Origin of the sequence: Micromonospora sp. NBC_01796, from assembly GCF_035917455.1 — a bacterium.
Taxonomy (GTDB): Bacteria; Actinomycetota; Actinomycetes; order Mycobacteriales; family Micromonosporaceae; genus Micromonospora_G.
Map to the genome: position 1 here is coordinate 5050262 of NZ_CP109078.1, position 18950 is coordinate 5069211.

General features: G+C 71.4%; 16 protein-coding genes and 1 pseudogene. 10 read left to right on the top strand and 7 right to left on the bottom strand.

The genetic code is table 11. The annotated features are described in order from the left end of the window. Window positions 1-71 precede the first annotated feature (71 nt). From qcrC to OIE47_RS23400, 4 genes are all read left to right on the top strand, one after another. Window positions 72-980 (top strand): cytochrome bc1 complex diheme cytochrome c subunit, encoded by a 909-nt coding sequence (gene qcrC / locus OIE47_RS23385; RefSeq protein ID WP_326556670.1) that lies wholly within the window; start codon window positions 72-74, stop codon window positions 978-980. After that, window positions 977-2065 carry a cytochrome bc1 complex Rieske iron-sulfur subunit gene (gene qcrA, locus OIE47_RS23390; RefSeq protein ID WP_326556671.1) on the top strand — a complete coding sequence of 363 codons (1089 nt, stop codon included), beginning with the start codon at window positions 977-979 and terminating at the stop codon, window positions 2063-2065. The genes qcrC and qcrA overlap by 4 nt, the downstream gene beginning before the upstream one ends. Next, entirely contained in the window at window positions 2062-3678 is a 1617-nt protein-coding gene (qcrB, locus tag OIE47_RS23395) for a cytochrome bc1 complex cytochrome b subunit (protein ID WP_326556672.1), read from the top strand. Before qcrA ends, qcrB begins: the two co-directional genes overlap by 4 nt. A gap of 223 nt (window positions 3679-3901) precedes the next feature. After that, entirely contained in the window at window positions 3902-4591 is a 690-nt protein-coding gene (locus OIE47_RS23400; protein ID WP_326556673.1) for a DUF4142 domain-containing protein, read from the top strand. Between the two features lie 109 nt (window positions 4592-4700). Here the strand turns inward: OIE47_RS23400 and OIE47_RS23405 are convergent, their stop codons facing one another. The 5 genes and pseudogenes from OIE47_RS23405 to OIE47_RS23425 form a co-directional block, all read right to left on the bottom strand. After that, the gene (locus OIE47_RS23405) at window positions 4701-4988 is read right to left on the bottom strand and encodes an Lrp/AsnC family transcriptional regulator (RefSeq protein WP_326556674.1); all 288 of its coding nucleotides are present in this window, start codon (window positions 4986-4988) and stop codon (window positions 4701-4703) included. A 28-nt stretch (window positions 4989-5016) separates the two neighbouring features. Next, the gene (locus OIE47_RS23410) at window positions 5017-5880 is read right to left on the bottom strand and encodes a nucleotidyltransferase family protein (RefSeq protein ID WP_326556675.1); all 864 of its coding nucleotides are present in this window, start codon (window positions 5878-5880) and stop codon (window positions 5017-5019) included. 155 nt (window positions 5881-6035) lie between these two features. Beyond that, window positions 6036-6539: pseudogene (locus OIE47_RS23415) on the bottom strand (NUDIX hydrolase); the annotation flags it as partial. 80 nt (window positions 6540-6619) lie between these two features. Further along, window positions 6620-8410, bottom strand: a complete 1791-nt coding sequence (locus tag OIE47_RS23420; protein ID WP_326556676.1) for a RelA/SpoT family protein — start codon at window positions 8408-8410, stop codon at window positions 6620-6622. 129 nt (window positions 8411-8539) lie between these two features. Beyond that, the gene (locus OIE47_RS23425; RefSeq protein ID WP_326556677.1) at window positions 8540-10375 is read right to left on the bottom strand and encodes a DEDD exonuclease domain-containing protein; all 1836 of its coding nucleotides are present in this window, start codon (window positions 10373-10375) and stop codon (window positions 8540-8542) included. Window positions 10376-10501: 126 nt separating this feature from the next. On the opposite strand from OIE47_RS23425, the gene OIE47_RS23430 reads away from it, so the two are divergent. From OIE47_RS23430 to OIE47_RS23445, 4 genes are all read left to right on the top strand, one after another. Further along, a complete protein-coding gene (locus tag OIE47_RS23430; protein WP_326556678.1) occupies window positions 10502-11902 on the top strand; it encodes an NYN domain-containing protein in 1401 nt (466 codons plus the stop codon). A 225-nt stretch (window positions 11903-12127) separates the two neighbouring features. Beyond that, window positions 12128-12358, top strand: a complete 231-nt coding sequence (locus OIE47_RS23435; RefSeq protein ID WP_326556679.1) for a hypothetical protein — start codon at window positions 12128-12130, stop codon at window positions 12356-12358. A 52-nt stretch (window positions 12359-12410) separates the two neighbouring features. Continuing rightward, the gene (locus OIE47_RS23440) at window positions 12411-13670 is read left to right on the top strand and encodes a M48 family metallopeptidase (protein WP_326556680.1); all 1260 of its coding nucleotides are present in this window, start codon (window positions 12411-12413) and stop codon (window positions 13668-13670) included. Continuing rightward, on the top strand, window positions 13667-14800 hold the full coding sequence (locus OIE47_RS23445; protein WP_326556681.1) for a glycosyltransferase family 4 protein: 1134 nt from the start codon (window positions 13667-13669) through the stop codon (window positions 14798-14800). Before OIE47_RS23440 ends, OIE47_RS23445 begins: the two co-directional genes overlap by 4 nt. 61 nt (window positions 14801-14861) lie before the next feature. Here OIE47_RS23445 and OIE47_RS23450 read toward each other — a convergent pair whose 3' ends face one another. Together OIE47_RS23450 and OIE47_RS23455 are read right to left on the bottom strand one after the other, a co-directional pair. Further along, complete coding sequence (locus tag OIE47_RS23450) at window positions 14862-16595, bottom strand: putative bifunctional diguanylate cyclase/phosphodiesterase (RefSeq protein ID WP_442792184.1); 1734 nt, start codon at window positions 16593-16595, stop codon at window positions 14862-14864. Between the two features lie 43 nt (window positions 16596-16638). After that, window positions 16639-17448, bottom strand: a complete 810-nt coding sequence (locus OIE47_RS23455; RefSeq protein ID WP_326556682.1) for an SAM-dependent methyltransferase — start codon at window positions 17446-17448, stop codon at window positions 16639-16641. A gap of 263 nt (window positions 17449-17711) precedes the next feature. On the opposite strand from OIE47_RS23455, the gene OIE47_RS23460 reads away from it, so the two are divergent. After that, window positions 17712-18305: a thioredoxin family protein gene (locus tag OIE47_RS23460; RefSeq protein WP_326556683.1), complete on the top strand. Its 594-nt coding sequence runs from the start codon at window positions 17712-17714 to the stop codon at window positions 18303-18305. Between the two features lie 162 nt (window positions 18306-18467). Further along, the gene (locus OIE47_RS23465; protein WP_326556684.1) at window positions 18468-18908 is read left to right on the top strand and encodes a DUF4395 domain-containing protein; all 441 of its coding nucleotides are present in this window, start codon (window positions 18468-18470) and stop codon (window positions 18906-18908) included. The last annotated feature ends 42 nt before the right edge of the window (window positions 18909-18950 follow it).

Sequence of the window (18950 nt, forward strand, 5' to 3'; positions counted from 1 at the left end):
TGGCGCCGTCACCTTGCGCGCCGCCGCCCCGTCCCTGAGAAAAGGTCGAGACACCGTTAAGGACACAGGCCATGACTTCTGACACCCCCAGCGCGCGAACCGGCGCGGCCGGCTCCGATGCGGGCGGCCCCGGGACGCGGGCCAGCCGGGGCGATCGCCAACGCGGCATCTTCGCGCGGCTGCGCAGCGGCCGGTCCGCGCCGCGCAGCCGGGGCCGCCGGCGGCTGGGCGCCGCCGTGCGCCTGGTGGCCGCCCTGATCCTGGCCGGCGGTGCCTACACCGTGTTCGCGCCGGGCCTGCAGGCGCAGGACACCCCGCAGCTTTCCAGTGCGGCCCAGGAGGGCAAGGCGCTGTTCGACGTCAGCTGCGTCTCCTGCCACGGCCGCAACGCCCAGGGCATCGAGGGCCGGGGTCCGAGCCTGATCGGCGTCGGCTCCGCCTCGGTCGAGTTCCAGGTGGGATCCGGGCGCATGCCGCTGGGCCGCCAGGAGGCTCAGGCCGAGCGCAAGCCCCCGGTCTTCAACGAGGACCAGACCACCCAGCTCGGCCAGTACGTCCAGGAACTCGGCGGCGGGCCGCAGGTGCCCGAGCGCGAGAACCTGAGGGAAGGTGGCGACGTCGCCGAGGGCGGCGAGCTCTACCGGATCAACTGCGCCGCCTGCCACGGCTTCGGCGGCGGCGGTGGTGCGCTCTCCTCGGGCAAGTTCGCGCCGAACCTGAAGCCGGCCACCGACCGGCAGCTCTACGCCGCGATGCTCACCGGCCCGCAGAACATGCCGGTCTTCGGGGACAACCAGATCCGCCCGGAGGAGAAGGCCGACATCATCGCCTTCGTCCAGGAGACGCTGAAGCACGAGCAGGACCCGGGTGGCTTCTTCAACCTCGGCCGGTTCGGCCCGTCCACCGAGGGTCTGGCCATCTTCCTGGTCGGCATCGTCGCGCTGGTCTTCACCAGTCTCTGGATTGCGGGGAAGTCATGAGCACCGGCACGTCTATGCACGGGGCCCCGGAGCAGGACGAGCTCGACCTGCACGACCCCCGGCTGTCGCACTTCGAGGTCATGAAGGAGGGCGCGCGGCGGGACGGCATCGAGATCGTCCACTACGAGCCGCCGTTCCCCGTCCTCGGCACCAAGGCCGAGCGTCGGCTGACCCGTACAATTTCGTTGTTCTTCCTGCTCACCGGCCTGGCCGCGACCGCCTTCCTGGCGATCTACATCTGGTGGCCGTGGGAGTACAAGCCGGGTTCCGGTGACGACAAGGTCTTCACCCCGCTGCTCGGCCTGACCCTCGGCCTGGCGCTGCTCGGCGTCGGCTTCGGCATCCTGGCCTGGGGCAAGAAGCTGCTGCCCAAGGAGGTCTCGATCCAGGGCCGGCACGACGGCGGATCGGACCCGACGGACCGGAAGATCGCCGGCAGCACGATCGTCTACATGGCCGAGGAACTCGGCTTCAAGCGCCGGCCGCTGCTCGGGTTCGCCGCACTGGCCGGGCTCGCCCCGGTCGGTCTGGTCGCCGCGGCGCCGCTGGTCGGTGGTCTGATCCAGCAGCCGCACAAGAACAACCAGATGTTCACCACCGGCTGGGCACCCCACGACGGCAAGAAGGTCCGGCTGACCCGCGAGGACGGCACGCCGCTGCGTCCCGAGGACGTCAGCGCCGGTGGCCAGCTCACCGTCTTCCCGGGCATCGAGGACGGTGTCAGCAACAAGCACGCCGACTCCCCGACGCTCCTGATCCATCTGCGCGAGGACGACGCCCGTCGGGCCGAGGCGGCCAACAACAGCGCGAACCACGAGAACTTCATGTGGGGCAACTACATCGCGTTCTCGAAGATCTGCACCCACGCCGGCTGTCCCGCGAGCCTCTACGAGCAGCAGACCAACCGGCTGCTCTGCCCGTGTCACCAGTCGCAGTTCCTGATCACCAGCAATGCCCGACCGGTGTTCGGGCCCGCCAGCCGCCGCCTGCCTCAGCTGCCGATCGAGGTGGACGAGGAAGGCTTCTTCGTGGCGAAGTCCGACTTCACCGAGACCGTCGGGCCAGACTTCTGGGAGCGGCCGTGAAGCGCCGAAAGTTCGACGTAGCAGCGGTACCGGGCAAGGCTGCCGGCGAGGTCGACGACCGGCTGCAGGTGGCCACCCCGTTGCGGGCGCTGCTGAACAAGGTCTTCCCGGACCACTGGTCGTTCCTGCTGGGTGAGATCGCGCTCTTCTCGTTCGTCGTGCTGCTGCTGACCGGTGTCTTCCTGACCTTCTTCTTCGAGCCCGCGATGACCGAGGTCACGTACAACGGCAGTTACGCGCCGCTGCGCGGGGCGCACATGTCGGCCGCGTACGCCTCCAGCCTGGACCTCTCGTTCGATGTCCGCGGTGGCCTCATCATGCGGCAGATGCACCACTGGGCCGCCCTGATGTTCATGGCGTCGATCGTCGTGCACATGATGCGGATCTTCTTCACCGGCGCGTTCCGCAAGCCGCGTGAGCTGAACTGGATCATCGGTACGCTGCTGTTCTGGATCGGCTTCCTCGCCGGCTTCAGCGGCTACTCCCTCCCGGACGACGGCCTCTCCGGCACCGGCCTGCGGATCGCCTCGGCGATCATGCTCTCCATCCCGGTGATCGGCTCCTGGGTGACCTCGTCGATCTTCGGTGGCGAGTTCCCCGGTGACATCATCATCAGCCGGTTCTACATCGCCCACGTGCTGCTGATCCCCGGCCTGCTGCTGGCGCTGATCAGCGCCCACCTCGGCCTGGTCTTCAAGCAGAAGCACACCCAGTGGCCCGGCCCCGGCCGGACCAACAGCAACGTGGTCGGGGAGCGCATGTTCCCCCGCTACGCGCTGAAGCAGGGCGGCTTCTTCATGATCGTCTTCGGCGTGATCGCGCTGCTCGGCGGTCTGTTCCAGATCAACCCGATCTGGCTGTTCGGCCCGTACGAGGCCTGGGTGGTCTCCTCGGCCAGCCAGCCCGACTGGTACGTGATGTTCCTCGACGGCTCGACCCGGTTGATGCCGTCCTGGCAGATCAACATCCCGATCGGTGACGGGTACGTCATCCCGCCGCTGTTCTGGCCAACGGTCGTGCTGCCGGGCATCCTGACCATGTTGCCGATCTTCTACCCGTTCATCGAAGCGCGGTTGAACAAGGACAACAAGATCCACAACCTGTTGCAGCGCCCCCGGGACAACCCCAGCCGTACCGCTCTCGGTGCGATGGCCGTCTCGTTCTACCTGGTGCTGACCCTCTCGGGGGCCAACGACGTCATCGCCGACAAGTTCTTCATCAGCCTGAACGCGATGACCTGGGCCGGCCGGATCGGTCTGATCCTGGTGCCGCCGCTTGCGTACTACGTCACCTACCGGCTCTGCCTGGGTCTCCAGCAGCACGACCGCGAGGTACTGGTGCACGGCGTCGAGACCGGCATCATCCGCCGGCTGCCGGACGGGCGCTTCATGGAGGTGCACCAGCCGCTGGCCGACACCGACGAGCACGGCCACGGCGGGCTCGAGTACGTCGGCTGGGTGGTCCCGAAGAAGATGAACCGGCTCGGTGCACTCGGACCGGCCATCAAGGGCTTCTTCTACCCGATCGAGAAGCCGGTCGAAGCCCCGGTCTCACCCGGTCACCCCCCGGTAGAACCCCTGGACCGCGAGGAAATCACCAGCACCAAGCACTAACCCCCGCACCCCAGCACCAACGTGGCGCCCGCCAAACCCCGGCGGGCGCCACGCCCATATCCCCGCCCCGCTGCGTTGATCATGAAGTTAGCGACGTCCCGAAGCCTTCGGGACGTCGCTAACTTCATGATCAACGCGTTTTGGCGGGTGGCGGGGAATGGCTGCGTGTGTGGGCTGGGATGGGGTAAGCGGGTGCTGTCCAACGATGCGAGGGGGGAAGCACATGTTGGCTGTCAAACGCTTGGGGATAGGTGCCGGTCTGGCGATGCTCGGGTTGGCGCTGGTGAGCCTGGCGCCGGCTACCGCCGCACATGGCGCTGCCGCGCCTTCCCAGCAGGATTCGCAGTATCTGCAGGCGATTCACCAGGCCAATCTGGCCGAGATCGCGACCGGGAACCTGGCCCGACAGAACGGTACGAACAAGCAGGTCCAGGATCTCGGGTCGAAATTCGTGATGGATCACGCCCAGTTGGACAAGCAGGTGCAGAGCACCGCCTCGTCCACCGGGGTGACCCTGCCGGATTCACCGACACCGGACCAGCAGGCGGTCCTGAGCCAGTTGCAGGGGACCAGCGGTGCCGCGTTCGACACCCAGTGGATCTCGGCGGAGCTGACCGCGCACCTGAAGAACATCCAGGCGACGCAGACCGAGCTGGCACAGGGCTCGGATCCGGCGGTGAAGAAGGTGGCCCAGGCCGCCCTGCCGAAGCTCCAGATGCACTTCGACGAGTTGCTGTCACTGGCCCGGAAGTTGGGCGTACCGGTGCCGGCCAACCCGTCCGTGGGGCCGACCCCGAACCCGAGCGCACCGAGCCCGGGTCGATCGTCGGGTACGCCGAGCCCGAGCCCGAGCAGCACCGGCAGCCAGTCCGGTCCGGGATCGACGCTCTCGCCCAACCCCGGCACCAGCTGATCCCTGGCTGACCTCCAGGGGAGCGGAAATCACGTCGCCCGCCAGCGAACGAGCTGGCGGGCAACGTGTCGGTGCACGGGCCGCAGCCGGGACCGGCCGCAGGGGCGGGTCAGTCCGCGTCGGCGAGGCCGATGGCGAACGCCTCCTCCAGGTCGTGCTGGGAGTAGGCCCGGAAGGCGATGTGCGACTCGGTGTTCATGACGCCGGGGACCTTCGAGATCCGGCCGGCGATGACCTCGGCGATCTCTTCGAACTCGCGTACCCGCACCACCGCGATCAGGTCGACGTTGCCGGCGACGGAGTAGACCTCGCTGACCCCCGGCTGGGCGGCCAGCGCCTCGGCCACCTCGGGAATCGAGTCGGTCGCGCAGTCGATGAGGACGATCGCGGTGATCACCGTCGGGCTCCTTTCGTGGACCTGCCGCTCATGCTAGAGGGTCACCGACGGTCACGGTCAGGTCGTGGCCGACCCGGATCACGTTCTCCAGCCGCTCATCCTCGGCCACGACGCCACCGGGCCAGACCACGGATCGGTGCACCGTGCCGCGTACCCGCGCGCCGGCGCCGATCACCGCGCGGTCGTGGGCGCCGGTCACGGTCGCGGTGGGATCTACCAGGCTGCCGTCCCCGGCGGCGTGCAGGTTCGCCGCCAGGTAGTCGGCGGGGGTGCCGGTGTCCAGGTACGTGCCGGAGTACGGCACCACCGTCAGGTCACCGGCCGCCTCCGCCGGCCGCCACACCGCCCGTACGAGTTCGGCCGGCTCGACCGGCAGGTCCCGTACGTAGCGCCAGGGCAGCAGCGAGAAGCCGGCGAACCGGTGACCGCTGAAGCCGTACGGCTCCGAGGGGTCCGGCAGGGGCTGGCCGAGCAGGCGTACCGTCCGGCCGTCCCAGTCGGCGAGCAGCGCGGCGATGTCCGGCCCCGGTGCCGCCTGCGGGTCGGCCAGGTAACTGTCGGCGTTCCCGGCCAGTACGCCCCGCCCGTCGATCCAGTCGCGCAGGTTCGCCACCCCACCGGCGGTGCCGAGCGGGGAACCGGGCTCGACCGAGAGATGGGCCCGCGCGCCGACCTGCCGGACCACCTGTTCGCCGAGGTAGCAGGCGTTGACCGCGACCCGCTCGGTGCCGGTGAAGCCGAGCGCCGCCACCCGGTCCAGCGCCCGCTCCAGCAGCGGTACGTTGCCCACCGGGCACAGGGCCTTCGGGACCCGCTCGGTCAGTGGCCGCAGCCGGGTGCCCTCACCGGCGGCCAGGATGATCGCGCAGATGCCGTCGGGCGGAGCGGTCATGCCGCCGGTCCGGGAGCGGTCCGTCCCGGCTCGTCGGCGCCCGGTTCGTCGGCCGCCGCTGCGCCCGGCGCAGACGGGGTGGATCCGGGCCCTGCCGCATCACCCGCCACGCCGGGTGATCCGGGTGCTGCCACATCACCCGGCGTGGCCGATGCCGGCGTTGCGGGTGGGCCCACGAAGGTGTCGGCCAGCGGGCCGATGCCGTAGCGGCCGAGCAGCCTCGCGGTCGACGTGGTCAGCCGGGGCAGGTTGTCCAGCGGGTGCCAGGCCGCCTCGTAGACCTCGCCGCCGTCCACCACCAACGGGGTGGTAGCCGCCGGCACCGACGCCTCGAAGACACAGTCGACCCAGCCCTTGAGGTGGATCACCGCGTTGGGGGTGGCCGGGCGCAACTGCTCCGGCGCCAACAGAACCCCGGACTCCTCGTGCAACTCGCGGGCCGCGCCGACGACCGGCTCCTCGTGGCGCTGGAGCAGCCCGGCCGGCAGGCCCCAGCCCTTGTCGCCGGGCGGCTGACGCAGCAGCAGCAGACGTCCGGGCGGCGGGGCGTCCTCGTCGTAGAGCAGGGTGACCGCGCCGACGATGTACTTCGGTACGACCAGTCGCACCAGTTTCCGCCGTACCGGGTGGGGGAGTCGGTAGAAGGTGCGGTAGAACATGGCCCTGGGCGCTCGACGGGTGGTCACTGAACCAGGCTAGAGGTCGGTGGCACGGTTGCGGGCAGCCGGGGCATGAGGCGTCACTCGGGTTGGTCGACCTGGGCGATCAGCCGGTCGACCACCATGTCCGGCTCGATCGTCCGGTCGACGACCGCGACCAGCAGGGTTTCGAGGTCGGGATAGCCGAGCTCCTCGGAGAGCCGGCGCAGGGGCAGGTCGTTGGCCAGGCCCCGATCGTGCTTGCGCAGGGTCAGCCCGATGGTCGCCCGGCCCAGGCGTACCTTGTCCGAGATCGAGATCCCCGGCTCCTGGTGCTCGGCGAAGAACCGGTTGATCTGCATCTGGGCGTGCGGGGACTTGACGAAGTCCAACCACTCCCGGCGCGGGCCGGACGGCTCGGTGGCCACGTCCCACTCGCCGTGCCCGTCAGCCTCGGTGAAGATCTCGACCACGTCGCCCTCGTCGAGCGGGGAGGAGAGCGGCACCAACCGTCCGTTGATCTTCGCGGCGAGACAGTGGTCGCCCTTGTGGATGCTCAGCTCGTACGCCAGGTCGACCGGGGTGGAACCGGCCGGCAGTACGACCTGCCGCCCCTCGGTGAAGACCTGGATCTGGCTCTCGGCGAGGTCGCCGCGCAGCGACTTGAGGAACTGCGCCGAGTCGGAGGTCTCCTGCTCCCAGTCGAGGACCCGGCGCAGCCAGTCCAACTGGTCGGTGTTGGAGCCGCCGGCGGTGCCCGACTGGGGGAACCGGAACTCGGCGGCGATGCCGTACTCGGCGGACTGGTGCATGGCCTTGGTACGGATCAGCACCTCGACGGTGCGTTCCTCCGGACCGATCACGGTGGTGTGCAACGAGCGGTAGAGGTTGTTCTTCGGTGAGGCGATGAAGTCCTTGAACCGGCCGGCGACCGGTCGCCACATCCCGTGGATGGCGCCCAGCGCGGCGTAACAGTCGGTGTCCGGGCCGTCGACCACGATCGCGATCCGGGGCAGGTCGAACGGGACCGAGTGCTCCCCGGCGACGGTGTCCTTCCAGATCGAGTAGAAGTGCCGGGGGCGGGCCTCGACCATGCTGACCACCCGGTGCCGTCGCAGCACCGTCCGGGCCCGACCGACCACGTCCTGCAGGTAGTTGGCCCACCGTGGACGGTTGTTGACGTGTTCCTCGATCCGGGAGTACTGCTCGGGCTCCAGGTGCATCAGCACCACGTCGTCGAGCTCCCGTTTGAGCGCCTGGATGCCGAGCCGGTCACAGAGCGGGACCAGCACCTCCAGGGTGCCCCGGGCGATCCGGGCCCGGGAGGCGGGCGAGCGGACTCCGAGCGTACGCATGTTGTGCAGCCGGTCGGCCAGCTTGATGATGAGCACCCGGACGTCCTTGCCGGCCGCGATGATCATCTTTCGGATGGTCTCCGCCTCGGCGGCCTTGCCGTAGAACGCCTTGTCGAACTTGGTCACCCCGTCGACCAGGTGCGCCACCTCGGGACCGAAGTCGTCGGTCAGCGCCTGGAGGGTGTACCGGGTGTCCTCCACTGTGTCGTGCAGCAGCGCGGCGACCAGGGTGGTGGTGTCCATCCCCAGGTCGGCGCAGATCTGCGCGACCGCCAGCGGATGGGTGATGTACGGCTCGCCGCTCTTGCGGAACTGCCCCCGGTGCATGTTCTCCGCGATGGTGTAACCCCGGCGCAGGACAACGGTGTCGGCACTCGGATGGATGCCACGGTGGCTGCGCGCCAACTGGGTCACCGGGTCGTCTTCCGCGGGCGCCCAGGACAGCAGCGAGCGCAGGCGTCTGGTCAGCGGTAACTCACCAGCTCGGGTCGTCGGGGCGCCTCCGAGAGCGGCGCCGTGTCCGGCGTCGACGTCCACGCGGAGACACCTCCTCACCCGGCTCCCACACGGACCGGCGCGGTCGTACGGGAGCAGCCCGATTAATCGGGCAGGACTGCACTTCCTTAACAGCCTAGTTGGGTTGACGTAGTCCGATCGGTCAGTTGCTCATAGGCGTTCGGTCGAGAGTTGGGCGGAGGAGGCCGACTCGGCCTTCGCGAGCAGGTCCCGGAACCGTGCCGCGCCGCGTACCGGTGATGCCCAGCCGGCGGAAACCTCGACCAGTCGGGTCTCCGGTCGCTCCAACCAGGCCAGTATCCGCTCGGTCTCCTCGGCCGAGGCGTTCGGTATCGGCCCGTGTCCGGGCAGGACCGTCTCGGCGGTCGCCCGGACCAGGTCGAGCACCGGCCGGGGATGCACCCCCGGCGCGGCGGTCCCCGCGCCGGCCAGCCGCCCGTGCCGGACCACCACCAGCTCCCAGCCGCCCGTGTCCGTGCGCCGGGCCGCCGACAGCTCCCCGATCCGGGTCAGCCCGGTCAGCCGCTGCATCCGCAGCGTGGCCCGGAGCACCGCGACCAGGCGGCCCCGTACGGTCGCCGCCTCCTCGTAGCGGTGGTCGACGGCCAGCGCCTCGATCCGGGCCAGCAACGCGTCGACCACCACCTGCGGATCCTCCCGGGTGGCGATCCGCAGCGGGATGGTCGCGGTGCGCTCGTACTCCTGCGGGGTTATCCGGTGCTCGCAGGGCGCCGCGCACCGACCCAGCTCGGCCAGCGCGCAGGCCGGCGTGGTGGTCCGGGCGGAGAGCTTGTGCGTGCACTGGCGCAGCGGGACCGCGTCGTGGATGCCGGCGGCGGCCAGCTCCGCGCCGCGCCGGGAGGTGAACGGACCCAGGTAGGCGTCGTCGTCGGGCGCGAGCTGCCGGACCACGGACAACCGGGGGTACGCCTCCGTGGTCAGCTTGAGCCACACCTTCCGCTCGGGGAACTTCGACCGCCGGTTGTACGGCGGCGCGTGTGCCGCGATCAGCCGCAGCTCGCGGACCTCGGCCTCCAGCGCGTGCGCGCACTCGACCGCCTCCACCCGCTCGGCCGCGGCGAGCATCTCCGACATCCGGGCCCGCTTCTCCGCGGCGGTGAAGTAGCTGCGTACCCGGGTGGCGATGTCAACCGAGGTGCCGACGTAGAGCGGTCGGTCGTCGGCGGCCCGGAAGATGTAGACCCCCGGCACCTTCGGCAGCCCGTCGGCGAGGTAACGCTTGCGCCGCTGGGTCGGGGTGACCGCGCGGGCGAACTCGATCGTGTCGCCGAGGGTGTGCACCCCGTGCCCGCCCAGCCGGGCGATCAACCCGTGCAGCACGTCGACCGTGGCCAGCGCGTCGTCCAACGCCCGGTGACTCGGCTGCCTGGGCGTACGGAAGTAGGCGGCCAGGGTGCCCAGCTTGCGGTTGGGCACCTCGTCGCGGGTGAGCACCCGACGGGCCAGCGCGGCGGTGTCCAGCACCCGGGGGTTCGGCCAGGTGTGCCCGAGCTGGGCGCAGGCGGCCTTGAGGAAACCCACGTCGTACGGGGCGTTGTGGGCCACCAGGACCGCGCCCCTGATGAACTCCAGGAAACTCGGCAGGACCTCCGCGATCCGGGGCGCCGGCAGCAGCATCGCCTGGGTGATCCCGGTCAGCACGGTGATGAACGGTGGGATCGGCTGGTCCGGGTTGACCAGCGTGGCCAGCGTCCCCAGCTCGGTGCCGCCGCGCACCTTGACCGCCCCGATCTCGGTGATGCCGCCGCCGTCCGGGGCGCCACCGGTCGTCTCCAGGTCGACCACCACGAACGTGGTCTGGAACAGCGGCAGCTCGTCCGGCGCCCCGGTGCCGGTCAGCAGGCCGTCCAGGGTGCCCTGGACGTATCCGGGGCGGGCCGCCTCGGTGGCGGGCCGGGCGGTTTCGGTGCCGGTCCGGGGTCGGGGTGGCCCGGAACGGGGCACCGGGGGATGGGGTTGCGCCATTCGGGCAGGTTAGGGCTTGGGTACGACACGGACGCACCATCCGTACCGCTGGTAACAGCCGATCTACCAGAAGAGATCATCTGAGTCATCGGGCACTCCCGACGCCGACGGTGGGAGACTTGGCACATGCCCCTCACCGAACCGACCGACGACCGCCTCCCCGAACCGGGGGCGCACGCCGTGCCGGCCGTCGACGGGGATGGTGAGCAGGACGAGGTCCTGGAACTCGAACCGGAGCCCGTACTGCCCGAACCGGTCCGGCAACGGATCGTCGCGCTGACCGCCGTCGCCCTGCCCGGACTGCCGAACGAGGAACTGCCCGTACCGCTGCGCCGGGTGGCGAAGTTCGCGCCCAACCGGCGGGCCCGGCTCGGCGCACCGATGATCGCCACCCAACTCGCCAGCGACCCCCTGTTCCGCCAGCGGATCACCAAACGGGTACTCACCGACGCGGGTGAACTCGGCGCGGCGGTGATCGCGGGGACCGCCCCGGCGGCGGCCGACCCGGTCGAGGTCGCCGCCCTCGCCTACCTGGTCCGCCCGCGCGGCTGGCGGGAACTGGTCGAGGCGGCCGGGGTCGCGGTACGGGCCGAGGCGGACAGCGCGGTCGTCGCCGAACTCGTCCGCGAGGCCGAGCAGCGGGCCAGCCGGGCCGAGCACGACCGTGCCGTGGCCCGGGTCGAGGCCGACAAGCTCCGCGACGAGGTCGCCCGGGTACGCGAGGAACTGGGTCAGCTCCGCGAGGAGTCCCGGGTGCTGGCCCGGTCGCTGCGCGAGTCCCAGGCCAAGGAGCGCAAGGCCACCGAGATGCTGGCCACCGAGAAGGGTCGGGCGGCCCGGCTGGGCGCCGACCACGACGCCGAACTGCGCCGCCTGCGTGCCCGGCTGGCCGAGGCCGAGGCGGTGGTAGGGGCGACCCGGCAGACCGCCAAGGAGGCCCGCTCGGTCGACGACGCCCGGCTCTGGCTGCTGCTGGAGACGATCGGCCAGGCCGCCGTCGGGCTGCGCCGGGAACTGGCGCTCGACCCGGCCGACCGGATGCCGGCCGACTACGTCGCGGACGCGTTCGCCGACCGTCCGGCGTCGGCCACCTCCGCCCGCGCGCTGGACACCGACGACCCGGCCCGGCTCGACGAACTGCTCGCCATGCCGAGGGTGCACCTGGTGGCCGACGGCTACAACGTGACCAAGCGGGGCTTCGGCGAGATGTCGCTGGAGCAGCAGCGTAAGCGCCTGATCACCGGGCTCGGCGGGTTGGCGGCGCAGACCGGGGCCGAGGTGACCGTGGTCTTCGACGGCGCCGAACGGATGCACGGGCTGCCGCCCGCACCGCGCGGCGTACGGGTCCTCTTCTCCCGCAAGGGCGAAACCGCGGACGACCTGATCCGCCGGCTGGTACGCGCCGAGCCCGCCGGCCGCCCGGTGGTGGTGGTCTCCTCCGACCGCGAGGTAGCCGACGGGGTACGCCGCCACGGCGCCTACCCCCTCGGCGCCGACTCCCTCCTCCGCCGCCTCTCCCGCTCCTGACCCACCCACACCGCGCCGCGCTGCGCGCCGGCTGGAAGCGCGCTAATACAGAGAACGAGTGGTTATTCGTCCCCGGATAGCCACTCGTTCTCTGTATCAGGGCCAGTGGTCGGATTGGGGTGGGAGGAGGCGGTCGGGCGGTTTGTCGTACCCCTGACTTAGCGTCGATGTGACTGACGGTGGTTGGGGCGCGACAGGGCTTCGGCCGTACCGCGAGGAGGAGCGATGCTCATCGACTGCGACAGTTGCACGGTGCGTGGCCCGGCCTGTTCCGATTGCCTGGTCAGCGCACTGATCGACCAGCCGGCCGCCGAGGCCGGGCTGAACGCGGAGGAGCACCTGGCGATCGAGGTGTTCACCCGGGCCGGGTTCGAGGTGTCGGTGCTGTCCGGGCCGGCACCCGCCGCACTGCCGATGGTCCGCCCCCGTCGCCCCCGGCGCCGCCACGTCGCCTGAGTTCCCGGCTTAGGATGAGCCGGCGCACGGGCAAACGGGAGGAGCGACACGGATGACGCCTCGGGGGTGGGCGGTCGTGACGCTCGTCGGGCTGGTGGTGCTGCTGATCGCCAGCTCCGCCCTGCTGGTGCCGTGGCACCGCCCACCGGCGCCCCGCGCCGACCAACTCGCCGCCCTGCGCGAACTCCCGGCGGCCGACGTCGCCCGCAGCCGGGCCTTCCACGCCGCGTTGCGCCCCGGCTCGTACGGCGCACTCCTCGTCGGCCTGCTGATCGCCCTGGTGCTCGGCCTGACCCCGCTCGGCGGCAAACTCGTCGACCTGGTCAGCCGCCCGTTCGGGGACCACTGGATCGCCCAGGCGGTGTTCGGCGGCCTGGCCGTGGTGCTCGTCGCCGACCTGGTCACCCTCCCGTTCGCGGCCTGGCGCCACGCGGTGGTGGACCGCTACGGGCTGTCCACCCAGAGCTGGGGCGGCTGGGGTCTGGACCTGCTCAAGTCGTACGCGGTCAGTGCCGTGATCGGCGCGGTCGCGCTGTTCGGCTTCTACGCCGTGACCCGGTTCGCCCCGCGCTGGTGGTGGGCGCTCGGCGCGGCCGGTGCCGCCGTACTCGTGGTGCTGCTGTCGTTCGTCCTGCCGGTGCTGGTCGAGCCGGTCTTCAACCGGTTCACCCCGATGGAGGCCGGGCCGCTGCGTACCGAGCTGATGGCGTTGGCCGAACGGGACCGGGTGCCGGTACGGGACGTCCTGGTCGCCGACGCGTCCCGCCGGACCCGCGCGGTCAACGCGTACGTCTCCGGGTTCGGCCCGACCCGCCGGATCGTCGTCTACGACACCCTGCTGCGCGAGGCGACCCCGGACGAGGTGACCAGCGTGGTGGCGCACGAACTCGGCCACGCCAAGGACCAGGACGTCCTCGCCGGTACGCTCACCGGCGCACTCGGGGCCGCCGCCGCCGTGACCGCGCTCTACCTGCTCGGGTTCTGGGGCGGGCTGCTCCGGGCGGCCGGTGTCGACTCGATCGCCCAACCGCGCGCGTTCGCCCTCCTGTTCGCCGTCGTCGCGGTGGTCGGCCTGGTCAGCACCCCGGCCCAGGCGCTGCTGTCCCGGCGGGTCGAGGCACGGGCCGACGCGCACGCCCTCGACCTGACCGGGGACCCGACCACCTTCGAGGCGATGCAGCGGCGGCTCGCCACGGTGAACCTCGCCGACCCCGACCCGCCCCGCTGGGAGTACCTCTACTCCGCCTCCCACCCGTCGACCGTGGAACGGATGGCCGCCGCCCGCGCGTACGCCCGGAACGAGGGCCGGTGAGCCGGACGCTCGTGATCACGAACGACTTCCCACCCCGGGCCGGGGGGATCCAGTCGTTCGTGCACAACCTCGCCGTACGCCAACCGGCCGGCTCGATAGTGGTCTACGCCTCCACCCATCCCGGCGCGGAGAAGTTCGACGCCGAGCAGCCGTTCGAGGTGGTCCGCGAGTCGACCGGGATGCTGCTGCCGACCCCCTCGGTCGCCCGGCGGGCAGCCCGACTCGCCGTCGAGTACGGCTGCGACACCCTCTGGTTCGGTGCCGCCGCCCCGCTCGGACTCCTCGCACCCGGTCTGCGCCGCCGGGCCGGGATCGAACGGGCGGTCGCCCTGACCCACGGCCACGAGATCGGGTGGGCCGCGCTCCCCGGTGCCCGCGCCACCCTGCGCCGGATCGGCCGGGGACTGGACGTCACGACCTACCTGGGGGAGTACACCCGGGTCCGGCTCGACCGGGTCCTGCACGACGTCACCGAGCTGCGCCGGCTCGCGCCCGGTGTCGACGTCGACCTGCACCACCCCGACATCGACGCGACCGGGCTGCGGGCCCGCTACGGACTCACCGACCGGCCGGTGGTCGTCTGCGTGTCCCGGCTGGTGCCGCGCAAGGGCCAGGACGCGCTGATCCGGGCACTGCCGCAGATCAGGCGCCGGGTGCGGGACACCGCCCTGCTGATCGTCGGCGGCGGGCCGTACCGGTCGACGTTGGAGAAACTCGTACGCGAGCACGACCTGACCGCGGACGTGACCTTCACCGGCAACGTGGAGTGGCAGGACCTGCCGGCGCACTACGCGGCCGGTGACGTGTTCGCGATGCCGTGCCGGACCCGCAACCACGGTCTGGACGTCGAGGGCCTCGGGATGGTCTTCCTCGAAGCCTCCGCGACCGGCCTGCCCGTGGTCGTCGGGGATTCCGGCGGCGCCCCCGACGCGGTACGCGACGGCGAGACCGGCTACCTGGTCGACGGCCGGAACGTGGCACAGCTCGCCGACCGGGTCGCGACCCTGCTCGCGGATCCGGCGTCGGCCCGGCGGATGGGCGCCGCCGGCCGGGCCTGGGTGGAACGGGAGTGGCGCTGGGAGTTGCAGGCCGACCGGCTGACCAACCTCCTCCACCCCGACAGCCGCTAGTTCCGATGTCGCGGAGAGTTTGGCCCATAGCGAGCCGAACTCTTCCTGATCACGGAAGCGGCTAGCTCCGGTGGCCGAGGCGGTCGTGGATCCGGACGGCCGGCTCGGGGCGGCCGAAGTGCCAGCCCTGGGCGGCGTCGCAGCCGAGTTCGCGCAGCCGGGCGGCCTGCCCGGCGGTCTCCACGCCCTCGGCGGTGACGGTGAGGTTGAGGGCGTGCGCGAGGGAGACCAGGGTGGCCAGGATGCGTTCGTCGGTGTGGCTCGCCGGGTCGTCGTCGGCCGCCTGCAGCCCGGCCACGAACGAGCCGGCCACCTTCAGCTCGCAGACCGGCAGCGAGCGCAGGTAGGCGAGATTGGAGTAGCCGGTGCCGAAGTCGTCGATGGCGATCCGGACGCCCAGTTCGGCGAGGGACCGCAGCGCCTGCACCGGCTCGCCGGTGGTGGTCATCAACGCGCTCTCGGTGATTTCGAGCTGGAGCTTGTGCGGTGGCAGGCCGGTCCGGTCGAGCAGCGCGCGTACCTCGTCCGCCAGACCGGCCACGTGCACCTGGCGGACCGCCAGGTTGACGCTGATGAACGGCGCGTCCGGGCTGATCGTCAACCAGCGCCGGGCCTCCCGGCAGGCCTCGTTCAGGACCCAGTCGCCGAGCCGGACGATCAGCCCGGTCTCCTCGGCCAGCCCGATGAAACTGTCCGGGTTCAGTACGCCCAGCGTCGGGTGCCGCCAGCGGACCAGCGCCTCCACCCCCAGCACCTCGTCGCGGGTCAGCGACACCAGCGGCTGGTAGTCCAGGTAGAACTCGCCCCGGTCCAGTGCACCCGGCATCGCCGCCGACAGGGCGTGCCGGTTCAGCTCAAGCTCGTTGCGTTCGGCGTCGAACAACGCCCAGCGTCCCCGGCCGGACGCCTTCGCCCAGTGCAGGGTCACGTCGGCGGCCCGCATCACGTCGTCCGGGGTGGTGCCGGTGACCGGGCGCTCGACCACACCGACGCTCGCCGAGATGGTCAGCTCGTGCCCGTCGACCACGGACGGTTCACCGATCGCCGCCAGGGCGGCGTCCGCGACCTTGAGGGCGTCGTCGGTACAGGTGGTGTCCTCGACCAGGATGACGAACTCGTCGCCGCCGAGCCGCGCCACGAGGTGGTCGCCGACCTGCCCCCGCAGCCGTTCCGCCACCGAGACCAGCAACTGGTCGCCGACCGGATGCCCGAGGGTGTCGTTGACGACCTTGAACCGGTCCAGGTCGATGAAGCAGACGCCGATCCGTCTGTCGCCCGCGTCCGGTCGGCGTACGGCCGCGCCGAGCCGTTCGGTGAACAGGGCGCGGTTGGGCAGGTTGGTCAGCGGATCATGGGTGGCCTGGTGGCGGAACCGCGCCTCGCTCTCCCGCAGCGCCCGCTCCGCCTGCTCCCGGGCGACCATGCCGGCGCGCCGGATCGACTCCTGCTCGTCGAGCGTACGGTCGTGCATCGCCCGGCTGTACCCGGTGGCGACGGTGGCCAGCAGCCGGGCCATCCGGTCCTGGGCGTCCTCCTGGCAGAGGCCGAGATCGCGCAGCAGGCGCAGTTGGATGACCTCGATGGTCCGGCCGAGTCCCTCCGCCGACGCCACGTGCGCGGCGACCAGGGCGGCACCGACCCGGTGCCCGGTACGCAGGTCGAACGGCTCCGACTGCAACGCGTCGGCCAACTCGCCGGTCAACCGTTGCAGGAGTTCTTCGAGCTGGGTCTGCGTCATCGGCAGGTAACTGGTGCCGGTGACCGCCTTGGCCCAGGCCCGGGCGAAGGTGGGCAGGCCCGGCCGGGCGGCGGTCAGCACCGACCGGTCGCCGAAATCGTCATCCACCGTGCCGTCCCACGCCGCCCATGAACACTGCCCGTTCGGCGTCGTCGAGGCTGTCGAACGCGTCGGGTCGCCACTGCGGCACCCAGACCACACCGGGGTCGACGAGGTCGAAACCGTCGAAGAGTCCGGTGAGTTCCCGCCGGCTGCGAACCGTCAGCGGATTGTCCGTACGTTGGTAGACACGCTCGGCGTCCTCGCGCTCGTCGTCGGTCCGGCCGTCGTCGCTGGCCTGGGAGAGCACGAGGTAACTGCCGGGGGCGAGGCTGCGCCGGATGGTGGACAGGATGCCACGGGGGTCGTCCGAGTCCGGGATGAAGTGCAGCACCGCGACCACCATGACGGCCACCGGTTCGTCGAAGTTCAGCAGCTTGCGTACGTCCGGATGGCTCAGGATCTCCGCCGGCTGGCGCAGGTCGCCCCAGAGCGCGGTCGCCTGCTCGTTGCCGCTGAGGATCTCCCGGCTGTGCGCCACCGCGACCGGGTCCACGTCGACGTAGACGACCCGGGTGTCGGGGGCGGCCTGCTGGGCGATCTCGTGCACGTTGCCGACCGTCGGGATGCCCGAGCCGATGTCGAGGAACTGCCGGATACCGGCGTCGATGAGGTAGTGCACCGCCCGGCGGAGAAAGGCCCGGTTCGCCTGGGCCATCAGGGGCGCCTCCGGAACGGACGCGATCATCGCCTGGGCCGCCCGCCGGTCCGCCGCGAAATTGTGCGAGCCGCCCAGATAGTAGTCGTACATGCGGGCCACGCTGGGTCGTTCGATGTCGATGCTCTGCGGTGCCCAGTCCGGCCTTTGCATGCCTACCTGCCCCTACGCTGAGAACGCACGAAATACTGCCCCTCGGGTGGTTCCCCGGCTATTCTGCCCGTCGTCCGTCCAGCTATCCAGACCGCGCCGGATCGTCACCCGGATCAATGACGGCAGTCACCATCGCACGGCTCCGATCCGACATGGACACGGGGTCCGCCCCATCCGCCCGGCGGGCCGGCGCTGGTGGGACGTGGCCCACCCGGAGTGGGACGCCGTGGTCAACCGTCGCGGCGCGTGGCACTCTGGGGATCGTGCAGGACTCCGCGCTGACCGGCTCGTTCGTGGTCGTGGCCGTACTGGTCGCCGCGACCGCCTTCGGGCTGTGGCGCCGCCGACGTGACGGTCGGCTGCGCCCCGTGCCGGCCCGACCGGCACCTGCGGAGGGGCGAACGGCGGTAGCGGAGGGGCGAACGGTGTCAGTGCGGGGTCAGTCGGAGCAGCCGCAGGACCGGCCGGCCGACGATCCCGGTGCGCCGGGGATGGTGGTGGAACCCGCCCTGCTGGCCGCGCTCGGCGTACTGCCGGGGACGCCCGCGACGCTGTTGCAGTTCTCGTCGGCGTTCTGCGCGCCCTGCCGGGCCACCCGGCGGGTGCTCGGTGAGGTCACCGGGCTGCTCGACGGCGTACGGCATGTCGAGGTCGACGCGGAGAGCCAGCTCGCCGCGGTCCGGGCACTGAACATCTGGCGTACGCCGACGGTGCTGGTGGTCGACGGGGCCGGCCGGATCGTCCAGCGGGCCACCGGTGTGCCGGGCAAGGCGCAGGTGATCGCCGCGTTGGCGCCCCTGCTCGCCGCTTCCGGTGACACCGCCGGTGGGCGGGACCGGGAAGGCGCCGGCCGGTGACCGCCCGCCTGCTCACCCGGCGCCGCATCGTCGACCACGGCCGCCTCTGCACCAGCCTCTGTCGCTGAGCCCGGACCCCGTTCGTCCCGGCTCACCGGCGGCCGTCAGCGCGCCGCCTCTTCCCCCGACACGCGTCGCCCTCTTCCCCGACAGAGGTAAACCATGCTGCTCGACCCTCGCGGTCCCCGGTTCGCCGCGGCCGTCACCACCGTGGTCCTGATCATCGTCCTGCTCACCGGCTCCGGCTGGCTGGCGCTGGCCCAGGCCGCCGTTTTCGCCATCACCGCCGCGGTTCCGCGCCGGGGTCCGTACGGGCTGCTGTTCCGGGCCCTCGTGGCGCGTCGGCTGAGCCCGCCGACGGAGCTGGAACCGGCCGCCCCGGTGCGGTTCGCCCAGGTTGTCGGGCTGGTCTTCACACTGGTCGCGGCGGCAGGTTACCTCGGCGGCGCGGACGGCGTGGGTCTGGTCGCGGCGGCCCTGGCGCTCGCGGCGGCGTTTCTCAACTCGGCGTTCGGGCTCTGCCTGGGGTGCGAGGCCTACCTGGCGTTCCGCCGGCTGAGCGGCCGGGCGATCCCGGCCCGGGTGCCGGTCGACGCGTCCTGACCCCGGTCAGCCGGCCTCGCCACGGGTACGGGCCGACACGGT

Bases quoted from the DNA above. Each gene is read 5' to 3' on its own strand.
- OIE47_RS23465 (WP_326556684.1), top strand. From the start codon at position 18,468: ATGCTGCTCGACCCTCGCGGTCCCCGGTTCGCCGCGGCCGTCACCACC.
- qcrC (WP_326556670.1), top strand. From the start codon at position 72: ATGACTTCTGACACCCCCAGCGCGCGAACCGGCGCGGCCGGCTCCGAT.
- OIE47_RS23425 (WP_326556677.1), bottom strand. From the start codon at position 10,375: ATGGCGCAACCCCATCCCCCGGTGCCCCGTTCCGGGCCACCCCGACCC.
- qcrA (WP_326556671.1), top strand. From the start codon at position 977: ATGAGCACCGGCACGTCTATGCACGGGGCCCCGGAGCAGGACGAGCTC.
- OIE47_RS23440 (WP_326556680.1), top strand. From the start codon at position 12,411: ATGACGCCTCGGGGGTGGGCGGTCGTGACGCTCGTCGGGCTGGTGGTG.
- OIE47_RS23435 (WP_326556679.1), top strand. From the start codon at position 12,128: ATGCTCATCGACTGCGACAGTTGCACGGTGCGTGGCCCGGCCTGTTCC.
- OIE47_RS23455 (WP_326556682.1), bottom strand. From the start codon at position 17,448: ATGCAAAGGCCGGACTGGGCACCGCAGAGCATCGACATCGAACGACCC.
- OIE47_RS23400 (WP_326556673.1), top strand. From the start codon at position 3,902: ATGTTGGCTGTCAAACGCTTGGGGATAGGTGCCGGTCTGGCGATGCTC.
- OIE47_RS23430 (WP_326556678.1), top strand. From the start codon at position 10,502: ATGCCCCTCACCGAACCGACCGACGACCGCCTCCCCGAACCGGGGGCG.
- OIE47_RS23410 (WP_326556675.1), bottom strand. From the start codon at position 5,880: ATGACCGCTCCGCCCGACGGCATCTGCGCGATCATCCTGGCCGCCGGT.